The 26360-nt window shown below is 47.6% G+C and carries 18 protein-coding genes and 1 riboswitch; of the genes, 12 read left to right on the top strand and 6 right to left on the bottom strand.

From position 1 onward, the window contains the following. Positions 1-64: 64 nt before the first annotated feature. From FW767_RS04020 to FW767_RS04005, 4 genes are all read left to right on the top strand, one after another. The gene (locus FW767_RS04020) at positions 65-2092 is read left to right on the top strand and encodes a tetratricopeptide repeat protein (protein ID WP_121698868.1); all 2028 of its coding nucleotides are present in this window, start codon (positions 65-67) and stop codon (positions 2090-2092) included. Positions 2093-2165: 73 nt separating this feature from the next. Continuing rightward, positions 2166-3686, top strand: coding sequence for a DUF4301 family protein (locus tag FW767_RS04015; protein WP_121698869.1), 1521 nt, complete (start codon positions 2166-2168; stop codon positions 3684-3686). Between the two features lie 36 nt (positions 3687-3722). Next, positions 3723-4784, top strand: coding sequence for a GNAT family N-acetyltransferase (locus FW767_RS04010; protein ID WP_121698870.1), 1062 nt, complete (start codon positions 3723-3725; stop codon positions 4782-4784). An 11-nt stretch (positions 4785-4795) separates the two neighbouring features. Beyond that, entirely contained in the window at positions 4796-5227 is a 432-nt protein-coding gene (locus FW767_RS04005; protein ID WP_205523803.1) for a thioredoxin family protein, read from the top strand. An 18-nt stretch (positions 5228-5245) separates the two neighbouring features. Here FW767_RS04005 and FW767_RS04000 read toward each other — a convergent pair whose 3' ends face one another. After that, positions 5246-5836 carry a sigma-70 family RNA polymerase sigma factor gene (locus FW767_RS04000; RefSeq protein ID WP_121698871.1) on the bottom strand — a complete coding sequence of 197 codons (591 nt, stop codon included), beginning with the start codon at positions 5834-5836 and terminating at the stop codon, positions 5246-5248. 296 nt (positions 5837-6132) lie between these two features. On the opposite strand from FW767_RS04000, the gene FW767_RS13110 reads away from it, so the two are divergent. Continuing rightward, positions 6133-6306, top strand: a complete 174-nt coding sequence (locus FW767_RS13110; protein WP_205523802.1) for a hypothetical protein — start codon at positions 6133-6135, stop codon at positions 6304-6306. A 61-nt stretch (positions 6307-6367) separates the two neighbouring features. Here the strand turns inward: FW767_RS13110 and FW767_RS03995 are convergent, their stop codons facing one another. After that, entirely contained in the window at positions 6368-7360 is a 993-nt protein-coding gene (locus tag FW767_RS03995; RefSeq protein ID WP_121698872.1) for a gliding motility protein GldB-related protein, read from the bottom strand. Between the two features lie 145 nt (positions 7361-7505). Here FW767_RS03995 and FW767_RS03990 point away from each other — a divergent pair, with 145 nt between their 5' ends. From FW767_RS03990 to FW767_RS03970, 5 genes are all read left to right on the top strand, one after another. After that, a complete protein-coding gene (locus tag FW767_RS03990) occupies positions 7506-8621 on the top strand; it encodes an N-acetylmuramoyl-L-alanine amidase (RefSeq protein ID WP_121698873.1) in 1116 nt (371 codons plus the stop codon). 30 nt (positions 8622-8651) lie between these two features. Then, positions 8652-9551 carry an MlaD family protein gene (locus FW767_RS03985; RefSeq protein ID WP_121698874.1) on the top strand — a complete coding sequence of 300 codons (900 nt, stop codon included), beginning with the start codon at positions 8652-8654 and terminating at the stop codon, positions 9549-9551. A 341-nt stretch (positions 9552-9892) separates the two neighbouring features. Then, the gene (gene dnaA, locus FW767_RS03980; RefSeq protein WP_121698875.1) at positions 9893-11275 is read left to right on the top strand and encodes a chromosomal replication initiator protein DnaA; all 1383 of its coding nucleotides are present in this window, start codon (positions 9893-9895) and stop codon (positions 11273-11275) included. Positions 11276-11464: 189 nt separating this feature from the next. After that, complete coding sequence (locus FW767_RS03975; RefSeq protein ID WP_121698876.1) at positions 11465-11713, top strand: hypothetical protein; 249 nt, start codon at positions 11465-11467, stop codon at positions 11711-11713. 122 nt (positions 11714-11835) lie between these two features. Next, complete coding sequence (locus FW767_RS03970) at positions 11836-14658, top strand: M16 family metallopeptidase (RefSeq protein WP_150980358.1); 2823 nt, start codon at positions 11836-11838, stop codon at positions 14656-14658. A 70-nt stretch (positions 14659-14728) separates the two neighbouring features. On the opposite strand, the gene FW767_RS03965 is transcribed toward FW767_RS03970, so the two are convergent. Beyond that, positions 14729-15475: a nitroreductase family protein gene (locus tag FW767_RS03965; RefSeq protein WP_121698878.1), complete on the bottom strand. Its 747-nt coding sequence runs from the start codon at positions 15473-15475 to the stop codon at positions 14729-14731. 302 nt (positions 15476-15777) lie between these two features. Between FW767_RS03965 and FW767_RS03960 the strand changes: the two genes are divergently transcribed. Together FW767_RS03960 and FW767_RS03955 are read left to right on the top strand one after the other, a co-directional pair. Then, on the top strand, positions 15778-18315 hold the full coding sequence (locus FW767_RS03960) for an adenosylcobalamin-dependent ribonucleoside-diphosphate reductase (protein ID WP_121698879.1): 2538 nt from the start codon (positions 15778-15780) through the stop codon (positions 18313-18315). Positions 18316-18456: 141 nt separating this feature from the next. Beyond that, positions 18457-21135, top strand: a complete 2679-nt coding sequence (locus tag FW767_RS03955) for a 4-alpha-glucanotransferase (protein ID WP_121698880.1) — start codon at positions 18457-18459, stop codon at positions 21133-21135. 196 nt (positions 21136-21331) lie between these two features. Continuing rightward, positions 21332-21532, bottom strand: a riboswitch (cobalamin riboswitch). Positions 21533-21608: 76 nt separating this feature from the next. Here FW767_RS03955 and FW767_RS03950 read toward each other — a convergent pair. From FW767_RS03950 to FW767_RS03940, 3 genes are all read right to left on the bottom strand, one after another. Beyond that, complete coding sequence (locus FW767_RS03950) at positions 21609-23702, bottom strand: porin family protein (protein ID WP_121698881.1); 2094 nt, start codon at positions 23700-23702, stop codon at positions 21609-21611. 158 nt (positions 23703-23860) lie between these two features. Next, on the bottom strand, positions 23861-25435 hold the full coding sequence (locus FW767_RS03945) for a LuxR C-terminal-related transcriptional regulator (RefSeq protein ID WP_205523801.1): 1575 nt from the start codon (positions 25433-25435) through the stop codon (positions 23861-23863). A 178-nt stretch (positions 25436-25613) separates the two neighbouring features. Beyond that, a complete protein-coding gene (locus FW767_RS03940; RefSeq protein WP_121698883.1) occupies positions 25614-26336 on the bottom strand; it encodes a GIN domain-containing protein in 723 nt (240 codons plus the stop codon). Between the last annotated feature and the right edge of the window lie 24 nt (positions 26337-26360).

Raw genomic sequence — 26360 nt, 5'->3', positions numbered from 1 at the left:
TTACTCGATTATACGATTTAAACATGTAACTTTACAACAAAATACAGCAAATTATAGTATCGGTATGCCTGAATTAGTCACACGTATCAAATATATAATACTAACTGCCGTAATAAGTTCATTTTTTTGCGGGCAAATCAAGGCTCAGATCAATACCGAGCAGGTATTGCGTGTGGGGCAGAACTCTCTTTATCTTGAAGATTATGTGCTCTCCATACAATATTTCAATCAGGTCATAGCGGCCAAACCGTATCTTGCGCAACCTTATTTTTACAGGGCTATAGCCAAACTCAGTCTTGACGATTATCTTGGCGCGGAGGCTGATGCATCGCTTGCGATAGAGAAGAATCCGTTTATAACCAATGCATACGAGGTAAGAGGTGTGGCGCGACAGAATCTCGGACGTCACCGCGAGGCTATAGAGGACTACACCACCGCCCTCGAGCAGCTGCCCGAGAGTAAAGGCATATTGTTTAACAAAGCTCTTGCCGAGGAGGAAATCAAGGACTACGAGGCATCGGAAAAAAGTTATGCGGAGTTGCTCAGGATATATCCGCGTTATGACAACGGTTATGTGGGGCGTGCCCGTCTGCGTCTTGCCACCGGCGATACGATAGCTGCTGTCGATGATATAAACAAGGCGCTTGAATTAAATAAAAATGCGGTCAACGCCTATATAATGCGCGCCGACATAGCCATAAAGTCATCAGGTGACTACAAGAGTGCGCTTGCCGATATGGACGAGGCCATAAAACTACAGCCGCAGTATGCCGGCTTTTTCATAAACAGAGCGTTTCTCAGATATAATCTTGATGATTATTTCGGAGCAATGGCCGATTATGACTATGCCATACAGCTTGAGCCGCTCAATGCTACGGCTCTGTTTAACCGCGGACTGCTTCGTGCGGAAGTGCACGACAACAACAAGGCCATCGATGACTTCTCCAAAGTGCTTCAGTTGGATACCGATAACTATCATGCTCTCTATAACCGCGCTCTGCTGTATAAAGACATAGCCGACTACCGAAGCTCGATAACCGACCTTGACCGGGTGATCGAGGCATATCCGGGTTTTGCCGGGGCATACTTCGTGCGGTCGGAGGCCAAGAGGCTTATGGGCGATACCGGATCGGCAGAGAAGGATTACCGCAAGTCGATGGCGCTATCCAAGTTGCCGGTGGCTGATGATGCAAGTGATGAGTCTGTGGCAAAAGGAACCGAGACTCCCGAGACACAGCAGGATGTCGCAAACCGTTTTACCTCGCTGTTGACAATCGATAACAACGCCACAGTCAAGGAGGAATACAGCACCGCCGGCATTAAGGGGCGTGTTCAGGACCGCAACATGGCTGTCGAGATAGAACCCATGTTTACTTTGAGCTATTATGTGACCTCTACCGAACTTAAGGAGGCTCCCTATTATATAAAGGAGATAGACGAGATCAACGGCACACGCATGCTCCGGTTTATTGTCATGGTGACTAACCGTGAGCCGCAACTTACCGACGAAGACGCCATAGCCAAGCACTTCGCTTCGATAGAGTACTATACATCATATATATCCACCCACTCTCCGCGCGCCATTGACTACTTCGGCCGCGCTATGGACTACTGCACACTTCACAATTATCAGGCAGCTATAAATGACCTTGACAAGGCCATAGAACTGACTCCCGACTTTGTTCTGGCTTATTTATTGCGGGCTAATGCCCGACTTAAACTTGCCGAGGTCGAGTCCATGAGCCATAACAAGACCAATGCAGGAGTACCGGGGCTTGTAAAACGAACCGAACAGATGGTGCGTACCGAAGTCCTCGACGATATAAACAGGGTGATAGAACTGTCGCCGCGAATGGCTTTCGCGTACTACAACAAAGGCAATCTGCTGGTGGGTGCAGGCGACTATACGTCGGCCATCAGCGCTTATACAAAGGCTATAGAGCTCAAGCCCGATTTGGGTGAGGCTTTCTATAACAGGGGATATCTCTATCTGAAACTTGGAAACCGTGATGCCGGAGTGACGGACCTTAGCAAGGCCGGAGAACTTGGTATAGTGCCGAGTTACAATCTGCTCAAGCGAATGACTCGATAATATAATAAGCGGCAGCCGGTTTTTACGCGAATATTTCTTATTTTTGTGCAAAGTATTAACCAAAATCAACAATATGACCAATCAAGACGAAAAAACACTGGAGCAAAGAGGCATAGCCCCCGAACTTTTTGAAGCGCAATTACGTCGTTTCGAGACAGGTTTCCCTTATCTGCGTATTCTCGACACCGCCCGTGTGGGCGACGGTATAATAAGCCTTGACGATGCCGGCCGTGAAAAGGCGGTAGCCCGTTGGGACCGTTTCCTTGCCGATGGAGGTCAGGTGTATAAATTTGTGCCCGCGTCGGGTGCTGCATCGCGTATGTTCAAGGCGCTGTTTGAATTTCTTGACGGCAGCGAGGATGTGCCTGCCGAAGGTTCGGCTGTCGACTCCTTTATAAAAGAGCTTCCACGCTTCGCGTTTTATGACGAGCTGAACGAGGCCGCCAAGCGCTTGTACGAAGCAGATCTTGATTCACTGAAAGGTGCCGGCCGATACAAAGACATAGTGGCAGCTCTTCTGAAAAAGGAGGGTTTGAATTACGGAGGTCTGCCCAAGGGTCTGTTGAAATTTCACAATTATGCCGAGGGACCGCGTACTCCGCTTGAAGAGCATCTCGTGGAGGGAGCGCAGACTGCTGCTAACTCACACGGCGTTGTCAACCTGCACTTCACGGTGTCGCCCGAGCATCGCGAACTCTTCGACAAGAAAATAGCCGAGGCGCTGCCGGACCTTGAAAAACGTCTTGGGGTAAAGTATAACATAAGTCTGTCGGAACAGAAGAAGTCTACCGACACCGTAGCTGTAAACACAGATAACACTCCTTTCCGTGAAAACGGTGAGCTGCTTTTCCGCCCCGGCGGTCACGGTGCCCTTATCGAGAACCTTAATGACATAGACTCGGCCGTGGTGTTTATAAAGAACATCGACAACGTAGTGCCCGACAGCCAGCGTCAGACTACTGTCGACTACAAGAAAGTGATAGCCGGATATCTCGTGGAGGTTGTGGATACTATCGACAATTATCTTGACATGATCAATACGGGCCGTTATACAATGGACGATGTCAGAGCCATGATAGCATTCATGCACGATATCCTGAATATACGCGATGAGAAGATGAAGTCACTTGAAGACGTGGATCTGGTGCTCTATATAAAGAATAAACTGAACCGTCCGGTAAGAGTGTGCGGCATGGTACGTAACGAGGGCGAGCCGGGTGGAGGCCCGTTCATCGCCTACAATCCCGACGGGTCCACTTCGCCGCAAATCCTTGAGAGCACGCAGATTGATCCGGCCAATTCCGCTTATAAGGAGATGATGGGCCGCGCCACTCACTTCAATCCTGTGGATCTTGTGTGCTATGTGAAGGATGCCGAAGGCCGGAAGTTTAATCTGCCCGATTATGTGGACCCCGACACCGGTTTTATATCATCCAAGTCCAAGAACGGCAAGGAGCTCCGTGCTCTTGAGCTTCCGGGTCTGTGGAACGGAGCCATGAGCGACTGGAACACGGTTTTTGTGGAGGTGCCTATCGCTACATTCAATCCCGTAAAGACTGTAAACGACCTTTTGCGTCAGGCTCATCAGAGCTGACAGAACTTTCACTCCGGGGACACTGTTATTCAGTGTATGGACAAGAAGGACTCTGTATTAAAACTGTGGCGTGAATGTTTCGACGATACCGATCAGTACGTCGACATGTTTTTCAGCGAGGTTTATCGTGATGAAGACGCTCTCGTACTTGAGGAGGAAGGGCGCATAGTCAGTTCGATGATGCTACAGCGTTACACCATGAATTTTCATGGTGTAACGTCATCTGTGAGCTATGTGTGCGGCGCGGCTACAGCCAAGAGTTTGCGCGGTCACGGCTACATGAGGCGACTTATGGGACATGCCTTGCGCGAATCCTACCGTCGCGGCGATATTCTGTGTACGCTTATTCCGGCAGGCGAGTGGTTGTATCACTACTACGGACATATGGGATTTTCGCCGGTGTTTTATATGGATAAGGAGCGGTATACTTCAGCCCACAAATTTCGCAGTACCGGGGTGTACAGCCGTTATTATGATCTTTCAGGCGTTGAGGCATACGGCTTTTTCAATAGAATCATGGAGTCGAGGCCATGTGCCGTTCAGCATACCCGCAGGCAGTATGACGAGATACTTATGGATAATTCGGCCGATGCCGGTGCGGTCATAGCACTTGCCGACAGTCATGGCTCGCCTGTGGCTATGGCGTTTGCAGTTCCCGACGCAGACGAGGTTGTGGTCAAGGATGTGCTTGCCGTTGACGGTGATTCGCGTGCGGCAGTACTTGCCGAAGTCCTTAGAGAGTTTGCCGGGTGTCCGATGACCGTATATGGATATTACGATGCCGTACGTGACAACGACAATTATGTCGTTAGGGGTATGGCGAGAGTGGTAAACGTGGAAAAGTGTCTTTCAGTGATAGCGGGGCGTTATACCGGCATGAAGCTGTCGATAAGAGTTAACGACGCCGAGATAGATGAAAACAACGGTGTATATACTTTAGCTGACGGAAAATGTATGCGCAATGACGAATACAGTGGTGAGCTTGACTACGATATAGATGTGGAGGTATTTACATCTATAATTTTTGGCAATGACGTTACGCGGCGGTTGCTGGACTTTCCGGCCGAGCGCCCGTTTATAAGTCTTATGCTTGATTAAAACATGATAAAATGATAAAGAGATTTTTTACAGCTTTGTCGCTGACATGCATACTCGCAATGTCGGCCGAAGCACAGGAACCTGTAAAGGCTATAGGTCAGGAAGAGTTTATGAAAGAGATATTTAATTATCGAAGTGACACGGTGCAGCCCGTACGTCCTACGTTGGTCGACTTCTGGGCGCCTTGGTGCGCTCCATGTCTGCGCCTGTCGCCGATAATCGACTCTTTGGCGGTCAAGTATAAAGGACAGGTTGACTTCCGTAAACTTAATATTGACGAGAATAAGGATCTGGCGCGTGATTTGGGCATAAATTCCATCCCGCTTGTCGTCCTGTTTCCTAACGACGGCCGTCCTATGCGTGGCATGATGGGTGTACAGCCGGCCGAGTTTATCGATCAGTCTATAAAGGAATATCTGTTGCCCAAGAGCACAAGCGAGTAGACGCCTGCGCTCTTGGAGTCATGCCGACAGTACAATATTGTTTTCGGCTGCTATGCGGCGCATGTTTAGGATGGCATACCGCATGCGGCCGAGAGCAGTGTTTATGCTTACGCCGGTGGTCTCTGCTATTTCCTTGAAGCTCATGTCGTTATAGTAACGCATGACGAGCACTTCTTTCTGCGGGTCGGGCAGGGCGTCTATTATGCGTCGCACGTCGGCTTTTATCTGGTCGTTAACCATTATGTCTTCGATGTTTTCCTCACATAGGTCACGGCGGTTGAGCAAATTGGTGTCCTCGTCATCGGATGACATGTTGTTTTCAGCCTTTTCCTGACGGAAGTGGTCTATGATCAGATTGTGCGCTATGCGCGAGAGCCAAGCGCTGAATTTGCCTGATTCTATATAGCGTCCCTGACGCAGGGTCATTATGATCTTGACAAATGTTTCCTGAAATATGTCCTCTGCAAGATCTTTGTTTTTGACAATGCGTATTATGTAGGAATACAATCTGGACTTATGGCGATGCAATAAAGTGTCAAACGCTTTGTTGTTACCGTCAATGTATTTTCTCACAAGCTGTTCGTCAGTGAGAGTGGTCAATATGTGCATTACTTAAAGTTGTTATAGTTAGAGTAATGTCAAGCTATAGGCGTTAAGGTTTTAATCGGTTTGTACTGGTTTGTTGATATTTGCAAAGATAGTGCCGAGTCATGACAAATACAAATCAATTTAATATTTTTTGCGGTTAGCACACAATAAAGCCGTTTGAATCGTGTTGTGGCGTTAAACATAATAAGTATTATATAAAATTCATTTATGTTTACATGTTTGTGTCATGTCAGCTATAATAAAACAGACATAATTGCCGTTTACAATATAAGTTTAATGATTAACCGCCTATAGCCATGGATAAAAAGAAAACCGGACACAATTCGGTGTCGGCTGACAATGGCAAGAGCGGCGGAGTCGGCAGTGAGTTGCCCCGAGCGGCAACAATCGAGTTCATACGGCAGTTTGCCCGGAGCTACAAAGCCGATTCCGGATTGCCTTTGCCGTTAAGCGGCTTTATCGTAAATTGACCCGACATAGGCAGCCGGCTCCGGCACGACTGCCTATGTCGGCTTTTTATTGTCGCCCCCTTCATCGTGGGCTGTACTCTGATTTGACGAGGGTATTGCGTGAGTTGTAAAAGTCTGATGACAGTATGTCCTGCGGCCCGGTGACGTCGTTGTGTCGCAGATAGCTGTCGACTATGCGGTAGCCTATGTACCGGCCTGCGCGTCCCGGTACTTCCGGACCTATGATCGACGTGTAAGGAGCTGGGTTTACAAGACGGTCGGCGACAGTAGCTACGGTTGAAAAAAGCAGCCGTTTAGCTATAAGCGTGTTCCATATGTCTGCTTCATGCGATTTTATCAGGTCAAGTTGTGCGGAGTCATATCCGAGGGCGTCGGCAAGATTGAAACCGGGCATAAGCATCTCGATTGATTTCAGCAAGGCCCCTTCGTAGAGCATGCGGCTCAATGCCGTCTGTTTTTCATCAGGTATGAAAGGATGACTGCCGGCCAGCACAGCTTCGACTATGTGGTAAGGCATGTGCCGGGCGGTCTTTATATGCCGCAGATAACTGTCGAAATATCCGTAGCCCTCATAGTCGGCTCCGAGATAGTGGTTTAGCCCTATGAGCATAATGCTGTCGGTCATGATTATCGATTGGTTGTAAGGCGATACGATGCCATACATGCGGGGCCATTGCAGCTCAGGCATCAGGCGATGTTTAGCCGCCATTATCGCCCCGAGCACTTTCTCCACCGAGTCATGACTGTCATAGCGCGACATGATGTCAGGGGTGAACACCTTTACCGCTCTGCTGTTTGCATAAGCGTTGACTGCGGAGTCTGACACAGCGGTATTCATGAGCAGTACAGGCAGTACCCGGGCATATGAGTCGCGGAATGCATTGCGGGCGGCGCTGTCCATGTCGGGATATCTGAATACATCAAGGTCAAAGCGGGTTACGGTCGCTTTACTGTCATCAGGTGAAACCGGTCTTCTGCCTCCGCATGAGCATAATGCCATGAGCAAAATGGTTATGAGCAGCTTGCGGTGCAGTATGTCGATATTGTCTGTCATGATGCAAATGTAGTCTATATTTGTCTGTGATACTTGAAAAAGTTGTTTAAAACATCTGATTTTTTATTCCATATGGGCAAAAAGTGAAGTTTTATCCACAAAATTACCTGCCAATTTAGTAATTTTGCACTATATTAAATAAAATATGGGCCGATTGTTCCAAATCTTATTCATTTTTGCGGCTTTAACATGTCAGTATACCGGTGCGGAGGCAAAGGATTTTGTCTTGGTTATTGATGCCGGTCATGGAGGACATGATTACGGAGCCGTCGGCGACAAGACCAATGAGAAATCGATAAATCTCAGCGTTGCCCTTAAATTTGGCCGTCTTGTCAAGCAGCACCATAAAGATGTAAAGGTGGTATATACCCGCGACGGTGATTATTTCAAGACGCTTCAGCAACGGGCCGAGATTGCCAATAAAGCCTCGGGAGATCTGTTTGTGTCGATACATACCAATTCGGTAGACAAGAGAAACAAAAACCGCCGTAAAATAAAAGGTACCGCCACATACACGCTGGGCCTTCATCGAAGTGCCGAGAATCTTGATGTGGCCAAGCGTGAAAATGCCGTGATGATGCTTGAGGATGATTTTACGGCCACATATCAGGGCTTTGACCCTAATTCGACGGAATCCTATATAATATTTGAACTTAGCCAGAACAAGCACATGGACCAGAGCATTGACTTCGCAAGCAAGGTCCAGTCCGAGATGGTGTCGACGGCCGGCCGTCATGACAACGGAGTCAGACAAGCGGGTTTCTGGGTGCTTGCCAAAACTGGAATGCCTGCCGTGCTAGTAGAACTGGATTTTATATGCAATCCGGTGTCGGAGCGGTTTTTAGGGTCTGAAAAGGGGCAGACTAAATTTGCCAAAGCCATATATAATGCTTTTACATCATATAAGACGGCTTATGACCATAGTTCGGGCGGAAGACCGGTCAGTGGGGGTGATGCTCCGCTATTTACCGATGACGACTCCGATGATGAGGATGACGACATGACGGATGATATTGCCTGCAATGACGGAGAATTGCGGTACAGAATACAGATACTGGCTTCGGATGTGAAGCTGAAGTCAGGGTCGTCGCAATTCAAGGGATTGAACAATGTCGACAACTATTATGACGGTGGATTGTATAAATATACGGTAGGTGACTATACTTCGATGGATGAGGCTCTTCGTGAGCTCAAAAAAGTACGGTCCAAGCACCGTGAAGCGTTTGTGATAACCATGCGCGACGGGAAGCGTGTAAAATGACATAAAATACTTTAACTACAGAATATAATTATGAAACGATATTCCAAAGAAATGATAATAGGACTTTCGGTACTGATAGCGGCTTTGGTGCTTTTTTTCGGTATCGATTATCTTAAAGGAATCAATGTATTCAAGGCCTCGAATTATTATTATGTATCGTATACTGATGTAAACGGGCTTTCCGTTTCCGCCCCCGTCACTCTGAACGGCTTCAAGGTAGGGCAAGTAAGAGACATCACGTACGAGTACGACAATCCCGGACATGTCATGGTGGAGCTTGCCCTTGACCATAAACTAAGAGTGCCGGCCGGAAGTGAGGCTGTGATCAGCAATGACATCCTCGGCACATCGACCGTGGTTCTGAAATTTTCATCGGCTACCGATCATCATGACGTCGGCGATAAACTTATAGGAGTTACCGAGCCGTCGATGATTGACGGACTTACCGATGCACTCAAGCCGGCTGCCACGTCCATACTGCCTAAAGTAGATTCGTTGCTGACATCGGTCAATGCCCTTGTAAGCGACTCGGCCCTTATCAGGTCGGTTAAGCGTCTTGATGCCATAACCGCGAGTCTTCAGGCCTCTACGGCATATCTTAACCGCACACTCGCCACCATGCCCGGCACGATGTCGACAGTCGGCGGAGTGGCGTCTAATCTTGATTCTATAACGCGTGATCTTGCCGTGGTATCGGAAGACCTTAAGCGGTTGCCGCTGAAGGAGACGATGGACAATGTCAATTCCATAACTTCAAACGTCAATGAGGTCACCGGTCAGCTTACAAGGACTGACAATACTCTCGGCATGCTGCTTAACGACCGTGTACTCTACGACCGCATAGACAGTATCACACTCGGTATCGACTCTATATTAGGCGACTTCCAGAAGAATCCCAAGCGCTACGTTCCGCCGATAAAGATATTTTGATGCCTATTTTACGCTATTTAGATTAATTCTAAATAGTTGATAACTTCCTCCGCTATTTGTTCCACACCTTACGTATGCCGCATATCTGACTGATACAAGGGTTTCACAGAAAATGCAGGAATAATGAGGCAATGTCGATGGTTTGCTCTAATTTGCTGATATACAGGGTGGTGGCAAAATTTAGCCTGACTTTTAGGGCCTGAAAGTTAGCGTGTCCATAATCGGCTGAAAGACAGATGGGTTGTAGAATGATTATAAAATCCAAATATTTTTCGCATTGTTTTTCAGAAAAAAGTTGGGGAAATTTGCATCTACAAAGCAATGCCTAATTTACAGACTTCATGAACGAACCTCAACAAGAGCTATGGGAGAGGTGTCTGAAAAAGATACAGGACAATCTCCCGGCCGCTCAATTCGATGCATGGTTTAAGCCGATTACATCTTTGAGTTTCGATGGTACGAAACTCCGGCTTAAAGTGCCTACATTCTTCTTTGTCGAGCAGCTCGAGGAGCGCTATGCCCGATTGTTTTTCTTTGCGTTGCGCCATGTTTACGGCAAAGACGTAAAGCTTGAATATTTATATAATCAGGTAGGTGCCGACCCGCAGTCGTCGGTAACCATCAACAGTGCCAAACCCAGTGTGGCGGTAAAACCCCATGTTGGCAATCCTTTCGTGACCGATGTAGTTGAGGAGTTTGATTCTCGTCTTAACCCTAAAAATACTTTTGAGAACTATTGTGCGAGTCCCTCTAATAAGATAGCTCGTTCGATAGGCATGGCCATTGCTTCCGATCCAAAGTGCAAGACGTTTAATCCCATGTTTGTATTCGGGCCCACAGGGGTGGGAAAGACCCATCTGATACAGGCTATAGGCATCGGCATAAAGGAGCGCGACGAATCGGCGCGTGTGCTTTATTTGTCGGCACGTCTTTTTGAAAATCAATACACGGCGGCTTCTACAGCCACCCCGAGCAGGGTTAACGAATTCATCAATTTCTATCAGTCGATCGATGTACTGATTATTGATGATATTCAGGATCTGATGCACAAACCCAAGACCCAGAATGCATTCTTCCATATATTCAACCATCTGCATCACAATCAGCGACAGATAATAATGTCAAGCGATTGCGCTCCGGCCGATATGAAAGATATGCACGAACGTCTGCTGTCAAGATTTAAGTCGGGTATGACTGTCGAACTTGAAAAACCCGATATAGACCTGCGGCGTGAGGTGCTCGCACGCAAGGCCGCACAGGACGGTCTTGACATTGCTGACGATGTGCTTGAGTATATAGCTGCCAATGTCACTGACAGCATTCGTGAACTTGAGGGTATAATGGTGTCGCTTCTGGCCCATGCAACTATACTGAACTGCAAGGTCACCATAGATCTGGCCCGTACCGTACTCGGCAATGCCGTGAAGGTCCACAAGAAGCCTGTAAACTTCGAAATTATAACGCAGTGTGTGAGTGATTACTATCATATCGATCAGGATGCTATATTTGCTAAATGCCGTAAACGCGAGATTTCTGATGCTCGTCAGATGGTGATGTTTCTTGCGCGGCGCGATGCAAAGATGCCGGTGACGGCTATAGGTACGCGTCTGTCGCGCAGCCACGCCACTGTGCTGCATGCATGCCGTAATATCGAGGAGCGGCTCTCTATGGAGACTGCTTTGCGTGATGACCTCTCCAAGCTCGAAGCCATGATAAAAGGATGATATAAAGGCTTGTTCCAGCCTGTTTATAGTCCAAGCGGATGCCCCTGACGGCGTCCGCTTTTTATATTTATTGTATAGACGTCAAATCATTGATCCTATGTCTCTGTTTAGGATTGTTTAACGTGGGTGTGCCTGATTGTGGCCCATGTGCGGTGCTACATTTGCCATGTAAATTTTAGGCAAACAGAGATGGGTACAATCAATACAACCGACGTTATTTATGCTACGCTCATGCAGCGCGGACGTCAGATAGCGACATTCAAGTTCAGCGGCCTTGCTTCGTTCAGCGATATAATCAGCCATGTGCGCCGTGCCACATCGGGCTGCATAGGCCTTGTGACTCTGCACATGCGCAACCGTAGTCAGGGGTGGAGCCAGAACCGTTCGTTTATCATGTCGCCCACGCCGTCTGTGCCCGTGCAGCTCTCGCTTTTCTGATAAAATATCTTTTTAAGAGAAAGAGCATTACTTTTATGCAATGTGGCTATTTTTGAAAAGTTTTATTAAATTTGTGCCCGTATAGTCAAAAACTATACGTAAGAATCATAGTCATATTAACAATGAGAAAGTATTTTAATCGAATGCTGCTGCTTTTCGTTCTGATGGCAGCGGCGTCTGCGCCCGCTAAGGCGCAGCAGATGCCCCCGATTCCGGTCGATCCCAATGTGAGGATAGGGCGTCTTGACAACGGCCTGACGTATTACATCCGTCACAATGAGTATCCAAAGGATCAGGCCGACTATTACATCGCACAGAAAGTAGGGTCAATTCTTGAAGAAGACAATCAGCGCGGACTCGCTCACTTCCTTGAACACATGTGCTTCAACGGCACCAATAACTTCCCGGGCAACGACATTGTGTCGTGGCTTGAGACCGTGGGCGTGAAATTCGGCCGCAACCTCAACGCCTATACCTCTGTCGACGAGACAGTATATAATATATGTGAGGTACCTACCGCCCGCGAGTCAGTTCAGGATTCGTGTCTGCTTATACTTCATGACTGGGCCGACGGACTGCTGCTTGACCCGGAGGAGATCGACAAAGAGCGTGCAGTCATTCATGAAGAGTGGCGTAGCAGCAATGTGGGCCAGCAGCGCATACTTGAGACCCTTCTGCCTGTTATGTATCCCGGCAGTAAGTATGCGTATCGTATGCCGATAGGCACGTTGGAGGTGATTGATAATTTCCCATATCAGGCGCTTCGTGATTATTATGAGACATGGTATCGTCCCGATCAGCAGGGTATAATCGTGGTCGGTGATATAGATGTTGACCGCATTGAGGCTAAGATAAAGGAGATATTCTCTGACATCAAGATGCCTGAAAATCCTAAAGAACGCAAGTATTATCCCGTCGGCGACAACAAGGAGCCTATCTTTGCTGTCGGCAAGGATAAGGAGCAGGACCGTGCTATAGTGCAGATAATGTTCCGCAGCGATGTGCGTCCCGACTCTCTGAAGGGTAATCTTGACTATCTTGTCGAGCTTTATGCCATGGACATGATCGAGAGCATGCTCCGTGCGCGCTTCAATGACATGATGTCAAAGCCTGACGCTCCGTTTGCTATCGCGTCGGCCAATGACGGTGATCTGCTCGCCAAGACCAAGGATTCGTTTAATCTGTTCGGTATACCTAAGGGCAATGACCTTATGCCTACTTTTGAGGCCATATACCGCGAGGGTCTCCGCGCCCAAAGAGGCGGTTTTACAGCCTCGGAATACGGACGTGCACGCAGCGAATACCTGTCACAACTTGAAAACAGATACAAGAACCGCAATTCGGCTACATCCACTTCGCTGGTGATGGGCTATGTGCGCAATTTTATTGACAACGAGCCTATACCCGGCATAGAAAACGAGTATCAGATAATGAGCATGCTTGCCAATCAGGTACCGGTTGAGGCTCTTAACATGGCTATGACACAACTTATGCCTGACAGCAATGTCGTGGTACTTGCCATGTTGCCTGACAACGGCGAGTTTGTCATACCTACAGAGGCGCAGCTTGCCGATGCCATGAAAAGGGTGGCTGCCGAGAATATCGAGGCTTATGTGGATGAAGTAAAGAGCGAGCCGCTCATCGCCGAGCTGCCCAAGCCCGGCAAAATCGTGAGCACCGCTGATGACAAAGAGTTCGGTGCTATAGTGTGGACTCTCTCCAACGGCGCCAGAGTCGTTGTAAAACATACTGACTTCAAGGATGACGAGGTGATATTCGGAGCTGTAGCGAAGGGTGGTACATCCTGCTATGGCAGCGACTATGATCTTGATCTCCGTTACTTGCCGGTGGCATTGACCTCGACAGGGCTCGGTACTTATACTTCGGCCGACCTTCAGAAGTACATGGCCGGAAAGCAGGCATCGGTAAACGTGGATCTGTCAGACTATGACCGTTCGCTCTCGGGAAGAGCCGTTCCCAAGGATATACCTACTCTGATGGAGCTTATTTACATGACGTTCACAGGCTTCAATCTTGACCCTGCGGAATTTGAGGCAACGCAGAATCTGTATGTGGGATATTTCCAGAATCAGGAGGCTAGTCCGCAGTTCCAGTTCTCCAAGCGTCTGCAGGAGGCGCTTCAGAATTCACCGCGCCATTATGCCGTGGATGTGAATACGATCAAGAATGCCAACCGCGACAATATACTTGAGATTGTAAAATCGCAGCTTGCCAATGCCGGTGAATACACCTTCTACTTTGTGGGCAACGTCGATGTCGAGACTCTCAAGCCGCTGGTAGAGCAGTACATCGCCTCGATACCCGGAAAGGCTGTTCCCGCTGCCAAGATAACGACTGCCGGTCTCGGTCTGAAAACCGGTTCGGCCACCGAACAGGTGACTCAGAAAATGGATACTCCGCAGACTTATGCTGCTGTTCTTGCGCTTGCCGAGATGCCTTATTCGTCAAAGAACCAGAAGCTGACGTCTATAGCAGGTCAGATACTTTCGGCCCGTCTTATTAAGATTGTACGAGAGGATGAAGGTGCGGTATACTCGATAAGCGCCAGCGGAGTGATGTCGCGTATCGGTGATAACGGTTACAATGCCATAATACAATCGGCATTCCCGATGAAACCGGAGATGAAGGATAAGGTGCTTGAGATTATTGCCGGTCAGTTTGAGGACATGACCTCCAATATTTCTGCCGAGGAGCTTGCCAAGGTCAAGGAGTTCATGATAAAGGACGCTACCGCCAACCTGAAGAAAAATACCGCATGGGAAGGTGCCATGGAAGGATACTGCATCCTGCCGGTAAATACATTTACCAATGCCGTGGATGAAATCAACGCTATCACTGAGGATGACGTGAAAACCTACATGAAAGAGTTTATGAAGCAGAACAATTACTGTGTATTTATAATGGATCCGGAAACAGCCGAATAATCGTCTTACAGCTAAAAAATAACGGTCTGCTGAATTTCAGCGGACCGTTATTTTTTTATCCGGTGCGGTTTTATTTGAAAAATGTTTTGTCGAGGTACTCGTTGAGCGTATCGGAAAACAGTACGTTGGTCGCACGCGGATACCTTACTTCGGCATATACTTGAGCGAGTGTCTCTTTTGAATTTTCGGCTATGAAACGCGAGCTCTCTTCAAGAGCTTCCTTGTGGGCGTAAAGCCGGTTTATGTCGGCATCGGTGTAGTCATGATACAGTTCGTTGTGTATTATGCCCTCTGCCGGCAGTCTGTCCGATAAGGGAGCTTCTCCGTCGGGGTATCCTACGGTAAGGGCGGTTAGGGGCACTACTCCGTCAGGAAGATGCAGAACTTCGGCTATCTTTGGGGCATTGTAGGCTGTTGTGCCGAGGTAGCAGCAGCCGAGTCCGTGCATTTCGGCCAAGGTATTGAACTGCTGAGCGAACAGTGTTGTGTCGATGGTGGCGGCCATCAGCATCTGCATGTTGTTGAAGCCGCAGTCGGCCCGGTTTATTTCGCACCAGCGGTTGAAGCGGTTTATGTCTATGCAGAATGTGAGCAGCACACTGCATCCGGTCACGGACGGCTGGTTGAAGTGTAGCGGAGCCAGCGCGCGTTTTCCCTCGTCAGAGCGGGTCACAATAACGGAGTACAATTGCATGTTTCCGGTATTGGGAGCGTGGGTGGCTTCGTCAATAAGTCGGGTCAGCAGATCGTTGTCAACTTCCTGCGCAGTATATCGGCGTACTGTGCGCCTTGTTGAGAAATATCGGTCTATGTCCATAGAATATATATTGTTTATCGAATACGAAAATACGACAATATTGCGTAAATTCCAAAATGCGGTTAAAAAACATTGTTGCATGACTTGATCTGATGTCGTTCTGTGACAACATTGTATGTGGCCTATTGGCGTGAAGTTTACCGGTATGTATTGGTAATGCTCTGTTGGTCAATTGTTATTGTTGTTGTGCTGGACCGGAAAGTTTCCCAAAACAAAAATTGTTGATAACTTAAAACTGCATGATGTTGTTTATTTGGACAACAGTATGTAGATTTGCATAAGTAATTAAATCATTGTTTTTCGTGGAAACTAAAACTTACACTTACGACGAGGCGCAGGAGGCTTCGTTGCACTATTTTGACGGTGACGAGTTGGCTGCGAGGGTATGGGTGACCAAGTACGCCCTTAAAGATTCATTCGGAAATCTTTTTGAAAAGACTCCCGATGACATGCATCACCGCATAGCCCGTGAAATAGCACGTATTGAGAGCCGTTATCCTTCGCCGATGAGTGAGGAGGAAGTGTTCGAACTCATGAGAGGGTTCAGGTATATTGTGCCGCAGGGCAGCCCTATGTCAGGTATTGGAAATGATTATCAGGTGGGTTCGTTGAGCAATTGTTTTGTCATCGGACTTGACGGTAATCCTGATTCTTACGGAGGCATAATGAAAATAGACGAAGAACAGGTGCAGCTCATGAAGCGTCGTGGCGGAGTGGGGCATGACCTCAGCCATATCAGACCCAAGGGTACGCCGGTGAAAAACTCGGCATTGACCTCGACTGGTCTTGTGCCTTTTATGGAACGCTACTCCAACTCCACTCGTGAAGTGGCTCAGGATGGTCGCCGCGGAGCGCTCATGATGACCGTAAGCATAAAGCATCCCGACAGCGAGTCGTTTATCGACGCAAAGATGACCGAGGGTAAAGTGACCGGCGCCAATGTGTCGGTACGCATTGACGACGAATTCATGAAAGCCGCCACCGAAGGCCGTCCGTATATGCAGACTTATCCGGTGACCGGTGATAGCGAGCCCATTGTGAAAAAGGAGATAGATGCCTCCGCTTTATGGGGCAAGATTGTACATAATGCGTGGAAGTCGGCCGAGCCCGGCGTCCTGTTCTGGGACACCGTGACACGCGAGTCGGTACCCGACTGCTATGCCGATCTCGGCTTCCGTACTATTTCCACCAATCCTTGCGGAGAGATACCTCTGTGTCCTTACGACAGTTGCCGGTTGCTGGCTATCAATCTGTATAGCTACGTAAAGAAGCCGTTCACTCCCGAGGCATATTTTGATTTTGAACTTTTCCGCGAGCATGTCATGAAGGCTCAGCGCATGATGGACGACATAATAGATCTTGAAATGGAGAAGATCGACACCATCATAGCTAAAGTGGATGAAGACCCCGAGCTGCCTGAAGTGAAACGCACTGAGTGTCATCTGTGGGAAAAGATAAAAGCCAAGACACTCAAAGGACGCCGTACCGGAGTAGGCACTACAGCGGAGGGCGACATGCTTGCCGCTCTCGGGCTGCGTTATGGTACGCCTGAAGCTACCGATTTTTCAGAAAAGGTACACAGGACACTTGCATTGGCTGCTTACCGCTCGTCGGTAGAGATGGCGCGTGAGCGCGGTGCCTTTGACATATTTGATGCCAAGCGTGAGGTTGCCAATCCATATATAAACCGTATAAAGGAGGCCGATCCGCAGTTGTATGACGACATGGTCAAATACGGTCGTCGCAATATCGCGTGTCTTACCATAGCTCCTACCGGTACCACGAGCCTTATGACCCGTACTACTTCAGGCATAGAACCGGTGTTTCTTCCGGTCTACAAACGCCGCCGCAAGGTTAATCCCAATGACCCCGATGTGAGAGTTGACTATGTAGATGATACGGGCGACGCCTTTGAGGAGTATGTCGTGTATCATCCTAAGTTTGTGACTTGGATGGATATATGCGGTATAGAGAGAAAAGAACGTTACACACAGGAGGAACTTGATGAACTGATAGCCCGGTCACCTTATTTCAAGGCTACGTCCAACGACATTGACTGGTTGGAAAAGGTCAAGATGCAGGGCCGTGTGCAGAAGTGGGTGGATCACTCGATATCAGTCACGATCAATCTGCCGTCCGATGTGTCCGAAGAGCTTGTCAACCGGTTATATGTGGAGGCATGGAAGTCAGGATGCAAGGGCTGTACCGTGTACCGCGACGGCTCACGCTCGGGTGTTCTTGTATCGCTGGAGAAAAAGGCTCCTGCCGACGAGGTGAAGATTTCTGAAGCCCATGTGCTCAAGCGTCCTATAGAACTTGAAGCCGACGTGGTGCGTTTTCAGAACAATAAGGAGAAATGGATTGCGTTTGTCGGTCTTGTCGACGGACAGCCTTATGAGATATTTACCGGACTTGCCGATGATGAAGACGGCATATTCTGTCCGAAGAGTGTAACTCACGGAAAGATTATAAAGGCTATAGACGAGCATGGCTACAAGCGCTATGACTTCCAGTTTATAAACAAACGCGGCTACAAGACTACTATCGAGGGACTATCCGACAAGTTCAATCCTGAATATTGGAATTATGCCAAACTGATTTCGGGGGTATTGCGCTACGGAATGCCGATCGATCAGGTGCTGAAACTTGTCAGCGGACTTGAACTTGACAGCCAGTCGATCAATACATGGAAGATGGGTGTCGAGCGTGCGTTGAAGAAGTATCTGCCTAACGGTACAAAAGCCAACGGACAGAAATGTCCCAACTGCGGCAACGAGACTCTTATCTATCAGGAAGGATGTCTGATATGTACTTCATGCGGCACTTCAAAATGCGGATAATAGACGTTAAATAGTGAAAAACGGCCGTTTCGATAAAAAAAATACGAAAACGGCCGTTTTTTTTGTAAAAATAAGTAACTTTACAGCACTGTGATACGATTATTATATATAGCGATTTTTAAAAATTAATACCAAATAAACATGAAGCTGAACTTCAATATTGACTATCGTACCAATTGGGGCGAGTCGGTATATATCGTGGCCTCTATCCCGCAGCTGGGTGGCGGTGACGAGGGTAGTGCCGTCAAAATGGAACTCGACGGAGTGGGTTTGTGGACTTTGTCGGTCGATGTGCCCGAAGGTACTCCCGCCTTTGACTACCGTTACTTGGTACGTCATGATAACGGGTATGTGCGCCATGAATGGGGCTGCGCTCATCGTTTTGTTCCGGGATATGATGTAAATACATTTGAAATCTATGACCGGTGGCAGGAACAGCCTTATGACAAGCCTTACTATTCGTCGGTGTTTGTTGATTGTATTAACCGCCGCGATCATCGTGACGCGCCATTGTCGATACATGGCGGTACATTGACCATAAATGTAGATGCTCCGATGGTAGGATCTGACGAGGTGCTTGCCATATGCGGTGACAATATGGCACTTGGCGAGTGGGATCCTTCACATGCGGTGGTGATGAATGACTGTAACTTCCCGCAGTGGAGTGTCAATATTGATTTTAGGGAGCTTGATCTGCCTTTCAGATATAAATTTGTAATTCTGAAAAAGGATACTCTGCAGCTTCTGTCATGGGAGAACGGCGACAATCGACTCATGAACATAATACCGGAGCATAAGAGCTCGGCTTTAGTGATAAGCGGATTAAGACTTAATAATTCGCGTCCCTCATGGCGTGGAGCCGGTGTTGCTATCCCTGTATTCTCGGTTAGGTCCAATGACGACTTCGGTGTCGGCGACTTCTATGACCTGAAGCTGATGGTGGACTGGGCTGTAGCTACCGGACAGAAGTTTCTTCAGATACTTCCCATCAACGACACCACGATGACTCATACATGGACAGATTCGTATCCGTACAAGGCCAATTCTACGTTTGCGCTTCATCCTATGTTTCTTCGTCTTAGCGAACTCGGACGTCTTGACGATGAAGGGCGCCAGCGCTATTTCGACGACCTTGCAAAGGAACTTAATGCTCTGCCGGCAGTCGATTACGAGCGTGTAAACAATGCCAAAAACGAGTTTACCCGCGAAATTTTCAAGCAGGAGGGTGCCAAGACACTCGGTACTCTTGAGTTTAAGGAGTTTGTCAACAACAACGAGTCGTGGCTGAAGCCTTATGCGGCTTTCTGTCTGTTGCGTGACAAAAACGGTACGGCGCAGTTTGACCGGTGGGGTGAATATGCTGTCTATGACGCTGATAAGATCGAACGGTTTGTAGAGGACAACCGTACCGACATAGACTATGTGTACTATATACAATACCATCTTGACAAGCAGATGCGTGAAGTACATCGCTATGCCGGTGAGCATGGTGTGGCTTTCAAGGGCGATATACCTATCGGCATATCGCGTGACTCGGCTGATGCGTGGATAAATCCGCGTTTATTTAATCTTGACTGTCAGGCAGGTGCTCCGCCCGATGACTTCTCTGTACTGGGCCAAAACTGGGGATTGCCGACCTACAATTGGGAGGAGATGAGCAAGGACGGATTTGCGTGGTGGAAAGCCCGCTTCCGCAAGATGTCGGAATACTTTGATGCTTACCGTATAGACCATGTGCTCGGTTTCTTCCGTATATGGCAGATACCTATGGATGCTGTGCACGGGCTGCTCGGCATATTTAATCCGGCTTTGCCATATACTCCCGACGAACTGCGTAATAATTATGATTTCTGGCTTGATATCGATCTGCAGACTACGCCTTTTATTATGGACTATTTCCTTTACGACTTCTTCGGTGAGTTTACTGATGAGGCTAAACGGCGGTTCCTTATAAGCGTTGGCTACGGTCGGTTTAAGTTGCGTCCTGAGTTTGACACCCAGCGCAAGATAGTCGACTACTTTGCCGGTGAGGAGAAGTGTGATAAAAATGACAGGCTCTGTAAAGCGCTTATGGGGCTCGTTGATGAGGTGCTCTTTATCGAGGACCCGTATGAAAAGGGTAAATATCATCCGCGTATCTCGGCTCAGTTCACTTACATATACCGTTCGTTGACTGACTACGAGCGCTGGTGTTTCAACCGTCTGTACAACGATTTTTACTATCACCGTCATAATGATTTCTGGTATGGCAAGGCTATGTGGAAGTTGCCTCCGCTTATTGACTCGACAACTATGCTCACATGTGCCGAGGACCTCGGTATGATACCCGATTGTGTGCCTGCCGTCATGAGCGAGCTGCAGATGCTGTCGCTTGAGATACAGCGTATGCCCAAGGACCCGGCCGCAGAATTCGGCAATACGTGGACCTATCCTTATCTGTCGGTATGTACGACTTCGACCCATGACATGGGAGGCATACGTCAGTGGTGGGAGGAGAATCGCGACGTTACCCAGCATTATTACAACAATATGCTTCATGAAAGCGGCGCGGCGCCCCGTTATGCCGAACCGTGGGTGTGCGACAAGATAATCACGCTCAATCTTCAGTCACCCTCTATGTTGGCCATATTCCCGCTTCAGGACTGGTTGTCGATAAACGGCATCCTGCGTCGTGAGAATCCTCATGACGAGCTGATCAACATACCGGCCAATCCGCGTCATTACTGGCGTTATCGTATGCACCTTACCGTCGAGGAGCTTTTGAGTGCTTCGGAGTTCAATGGCTATCTGCGCGATAAGATACGCTCTACCGGCCGCTGATAACTGGCTATTATATACTGTATATAAAGTGCGTTCCGGCCTAATCACTTAGCCCGGAACGCTTCATTTTTCTTAAACCATAGGCTTGTTCAGTGCTACAAGCCTTTAATCAGACTATGGCACGCTTTCACAAGCGTGAAAAAAGAAGTGGGAAATGAAAAGGAGGCAGTGACTGCGTTATCCCACGAACACAATGGTGTCACCCTGCGGAAAGGCAGGTCTTCTGACTTACTCCAATTACCGACGCCTTCCCGGATATAAATATCCAGTGGCGGAGATTGCCGGCAATTATATTGCAGGAGCTTACAGCAGCGGGACTGTCGGGGATTCTCACCCCGTTCCCTTTTAATGACCGTCGGATGAAAACCGACCGCCAACCTATCCGCACTGCAAAGATAATAAATATATCAGGAGCTGACGTAAAATTCAGCTACTTTTAGCGAGAGTACGTATACGGTCAGGCCAACTGCAAGTTATCTGCCGCCTGCCGTAGATGTATTCACATTGGCATCCGCGTTTATGAGTTTTTGCGCTCCGCGTTTTTGTCGCCCCCACTGGATATTGTAGCTGATGCTTACGTAAGGCATTCTCATGTCAAGACGCGTGTGCTGTTCGTTTGTATTCCATTTGCTAAGCATTTTTGACCCTTGGTCATATTTGCCGAATGGCATGATCACACCGGCACCGAACTGCCAATTCTTCCAATTGTAGGATAACTGTACGATTGATAGATTTTCGCCCCAACTGATCTTTTCGCCCCAAAGTTCGTGTTGGGCACGTACGTATTGCCCTACAAGTTCAAATCCCCAATGCGCGAGCATGATGTTGACATTGCCGCTCCAATTGCGGTTATGAAGTCTGTAGTCGCTTCCTCTCATGCGCTCAATACGGTACTGTATATGTCCGCTTGCCATCAACCAATCGGGAATAATCTCTATTTGCGGTGATAAGAAAAATGTAAGATTCTGCAAGCCTCGGCTGTTTTCATATGAAGTGATCAGCTTGTTTTCATTCCAGTAAAGATAAGGCGTGATGGCATCCGGACTTGTAAAGGCGCGAACTCCGAATGTTCCGGCAACATGCGGTATATTGAAATTATACCGTAATGTCAGCATATACGAACTTGCGGTTTTCAAATTCGTATTTCCTATACGCCATTGGAAGCCGTCTATCTGTTGGGGAGTAACATTTGACTCGGCAAGCGAAGGTGTTGACTGCCATGATTGAAAACTTAACCGAAACTGATGGGCTTGATTAAGGCGGTATGATATTGTAGCTTGTGGTCGAAGATTCCATGAATGATTGCCTTGATTGGTCTCTTTGAACAGATAGTCGGTGTATTGGGCTCCGATGCCGGCAGTCAGTGTCACTTTATTGACCCGTTGGAAATACTCGGTAAAAAAGTATGCTTTATCTTGTCGTTGATGAAAAATCTGGCCTCCAAGATTTTCATATACCGAACGGTTTCGGTTGGCTGTATAGGATGCTCCTGCCGTCAAGCGCGAATTACGCCATTGCTTTATATAATTTGCCTCTATGGCATAAGCCTGATTGCGGTCTTTGATTTCGGTGTCGATTGACGTGAGATGTTCTCTCTGTTGATCGCCGGCAGCTTTTTGCTCGAGATAAGTTGAATATGAACGTCCGAAGTAAAAAGAGCTGTTGAAGTCAACAACTATTGTCTGCTTGTTGGATAAATGATGCTCGAGATACGCCGATAACTTTGGAGTTGTGCCCTTGCTGCCGACTGATTCAGTAAGTATTATGTCTTCAGTCCCGTCACTGAGCGATAAGAGGCCTTTTGACATTAGATTGTCGGAAAATTTCGGGTCGACACTCGCTTCAATATAGCATATTGTGGTGTCGGGCTTTATATAACTATATGAACTCCATAAGCGACCGAAGGTGTTATCTACATGGCCTCCGATAGGTGATTCTGTTCTTGTCAGAGAATTGCCGTCGGGATATCTGAATGTCTCGTTATAATCTCTGTGTGATTTAACCTTGTCGGTTAACTTGAACAGGGCGCCGACTTCAAATTGCGAACGCCCGTTGTTGAATTTGCCGTCAACGAAGTAGTCACCCCAAGCAGTATTCATGGCTTGACGTCCTTCTGCTTGCAGAGAGCCTCCGAGTGTAGGATTAGCTACGATGAAGTTCAGTACATAGCTTGCCCCGTTATAACGCACCCCGGGATTGTCAATCCACTCGACGCGTTTAACTGTTGAAGGGAGCAGAGACTTCACTTGCTCGACAGATGCCTCACGCCCGTTTATACGTACTTGCACCGACTGCCCTGCGGCTTTTATGGTTCCGAGTGCGTCTGTTACCGTCAGGGAGGGAATCATAAGGTTGGTCAGAAGTTGCATGCCGTTGTGTGAATTTTCTACTGCGCTTTGCGAAGGATAATACACATCCATGTCCGCCTTGCGTATAACTTTAGGAGCCTTAACAACGACTTCATTGAGTTCATGTACAGCGATGGTGTCGGTCACCTCTTGTGCGGTGGTGGTGGCGGGAAGAATAATTGTGAGTACCGCCGGCACGATTGATTTAAAGATTGTCATTTTGCGATAATATTTAATGATTTTGTACCGCAAAATTATATCCAAATCTGTCTTAACGCCAAAGGCAAAAGTCTTAACAGTTGCTGCGTAATGTGTTGAATTTCAGCATTTGCTCCTCTCAAAAGTTTAAATGCGGACTGTATTTATCTAAACGCGCCTTAATCTGAAATCTCCTTACGGAGAAATGCCACTATGTCTTCCTTTTCGGGAACTCCGAGCTTCTTCCTTATCGATGATTTACGTACATATATTGTAGCGGTCGTCTGCGCTGTAATGACGCTTATCTCTTTTGTAGAGAAGCCGGCCATCATAAGGACTATAATCTGCTCTTCCTTATCAGTGAGTATCTCTCCGTGGCGTTTATGAAGCCGCGTATAGAAGCCTGAATACAGGTTGTCAATTATTTCATATATGCTTTCCCGGTTTATGAGAGCCCCGTTTGTATCGCTGTCAATAGACGATATTTTCCGTAACATCTCTCGGTTCTGTTCTGTCGGTGTCTCGGCTACCATCTTGATGATGCCGAGTTGCTTGAGCATGGCACGGCGTAATGCCTCTTGTCCGTTCAATGGCGTCGCGGTGACGTTCATCTCGTCAACCATTTTTTGTAGGGCTTCAACTCTTTCTTCGGCTTCGATAGTCTTGCGTTTACGTTTCTGTATATTCCATATGGCGGTCAGACCTATTATTATAGAACAAAGCGCCACAATAATTAAGATTGCCGTTTTGCGTTCATTCTCCGCTTTCAAGGTTAATGCACGATTCTCCTGTCGCAGCGCATTCTGTTTGGTTTCCCATTTTGTCGACTCCATGCGTAGGAAGCGGTCGCGCTGACTGTTGTTTAATGTCGCCAGCTGACTTATTCTGATCGTGCCGTTTTTCCGATAACGCAAGAACTCGCGCAAAGGTCCTGCAAAACTTTCATAATAGCTGTTGTCGAAATGTTTTGTATCTGCCGCGCAGCTGTCGGCTATAGACAACTCGCGGAAGGACCGGGCGAAATCACCCATATTGAAATGGTTCAGCGCTTTCCAGAAATGCAGATATGGAATGGCTGAATTATGCGGGGCATGTTCTAATATATAATCTGTCTGAACATTGCTTTCTTCATATCGTCCAAGCTCTTCAAGTATACCGATTCTCTCATAGGCATATGTGAAGTAATCTTTTCCGTCGGGTTGGTTTTTGCGGGCGTAATCAATCAGTTTGTCAATTATAATCAGCGCTGAATCACTTCTGCCGACAAACTGATAGTTTTCACACAACTGATATGTGTATTCAGTCTGATTGGTTGAATCTTTGTCTAATTCTTGCAGCCGTTTTATATATTCTATATTTCGCTCGCAGTCAAATTCGGCTCCGCCCACTCCGATTCTTGAACGAAGCAGCGGTATCATCAGACTATCCGGCATTTCTGGCAGCGAAATCATTGAATCAAGCAACGCCAATGCCCCTTTTCCGTCACCTGTCCAAAAACGATACAATGCATATAGGTCGGCGCTACGTATAAATCTGGTGTTGTCGCGGGTCTTATAGTAATCAAACGAAAAACGGATAAGGGAATCCGATGCCATTGAACTCTCCTTGGTTTTGTGCGCGGAAGCTGTGACAAGATAATATAACGCCCTCATAGAATCCGAATTGAGATCGGAGGGCTCAATGTCGTTCATCAAGGCTAATGCGCTGTCAGGCTTTGCATAGACAATTCTTTCAGAGTCTGAAAGTGTTTGCATATGTTGTCCTGAACGTGAGCAAGAAATCATGCCCACAATCATTGTCAAGATTATCCACGCTATATACTTCATATCAGGTGCAAAATTACAAAATTGTGTAATGATGTAAAAAAATACGGTCTCCAAAGGTTTGCATTCTGCTTTGGAGACCGTGGTTCCGCTCTGTGCTTGTCGTTTATCAGTCGTTTGTGTCGTTGTCGATGGAGATGACCTTTACGCCGAGTGACCGGGTTTTTATCTGCGGGTTGCCTTTGTAGTAGACTTTACCGGAACTGGCCCCCACGATGTTGAGCATATTTACCGGTGCGCATTCAATGAAGCCTGTGCCGATCAACGAGCATTTGATTTCGTCGGCTACAAGTTCGTCGGCCTGTATCGAACCCGTGCCGATGAGATTGTACTTGGCTTTGGCTGCTTTGCCATAGAGTGTTATCGAACCGTTGCCTGTGTCAAGAGATGCGTCAAGGTTATTGGTGTCGATATCGTATACCGACAGACGTCCGTTGCCTATCACACGTGCTTTGAATGCCGGTACGGGTTGCATTGACATTACTCTTACAAGTGAATCACCGCTGTTCTCAACCATGCTGAGAAAGCGGGAGTATACTGTTATGCGCGGCAGGTTCTGGTAGTCGATGCCGTCGGTAGATATCTGTATGTCAAGCCGGTTTTTGTTGTTAGTGAACATCAGTACCGATGCAAGGTCGGGTGAGGATGTAAACGTCACGTACCCCGCCGAGTCGGCGCTGTATTTGTAATCTACGGAAAGGCCCTCTATGACTCTTAGCTCGCTGAAGTCTTTCACATCGAGCTCATAGCGGCGTTCGTTATTGGCAGATTTAATCGCAATTGTGCCGCATAAAATCGCGACGCCGAAAAGAAATAACTTTTGTATTGACATAATTGCGTTATTTATTTGATAGTT

The sequence above is a fragment of the Heminiphilus faecis genome (genome assembly GCF_008728965.1).
GTDB lineage: Bacteria > Bacteroidota > Bacteroidia > Bacteroidales > Muribaculaceae > Muribaculum > Muribaculum faecis.
This window is presented reverse-complemented; position numbering and strand designations above follow the sequence as displayed.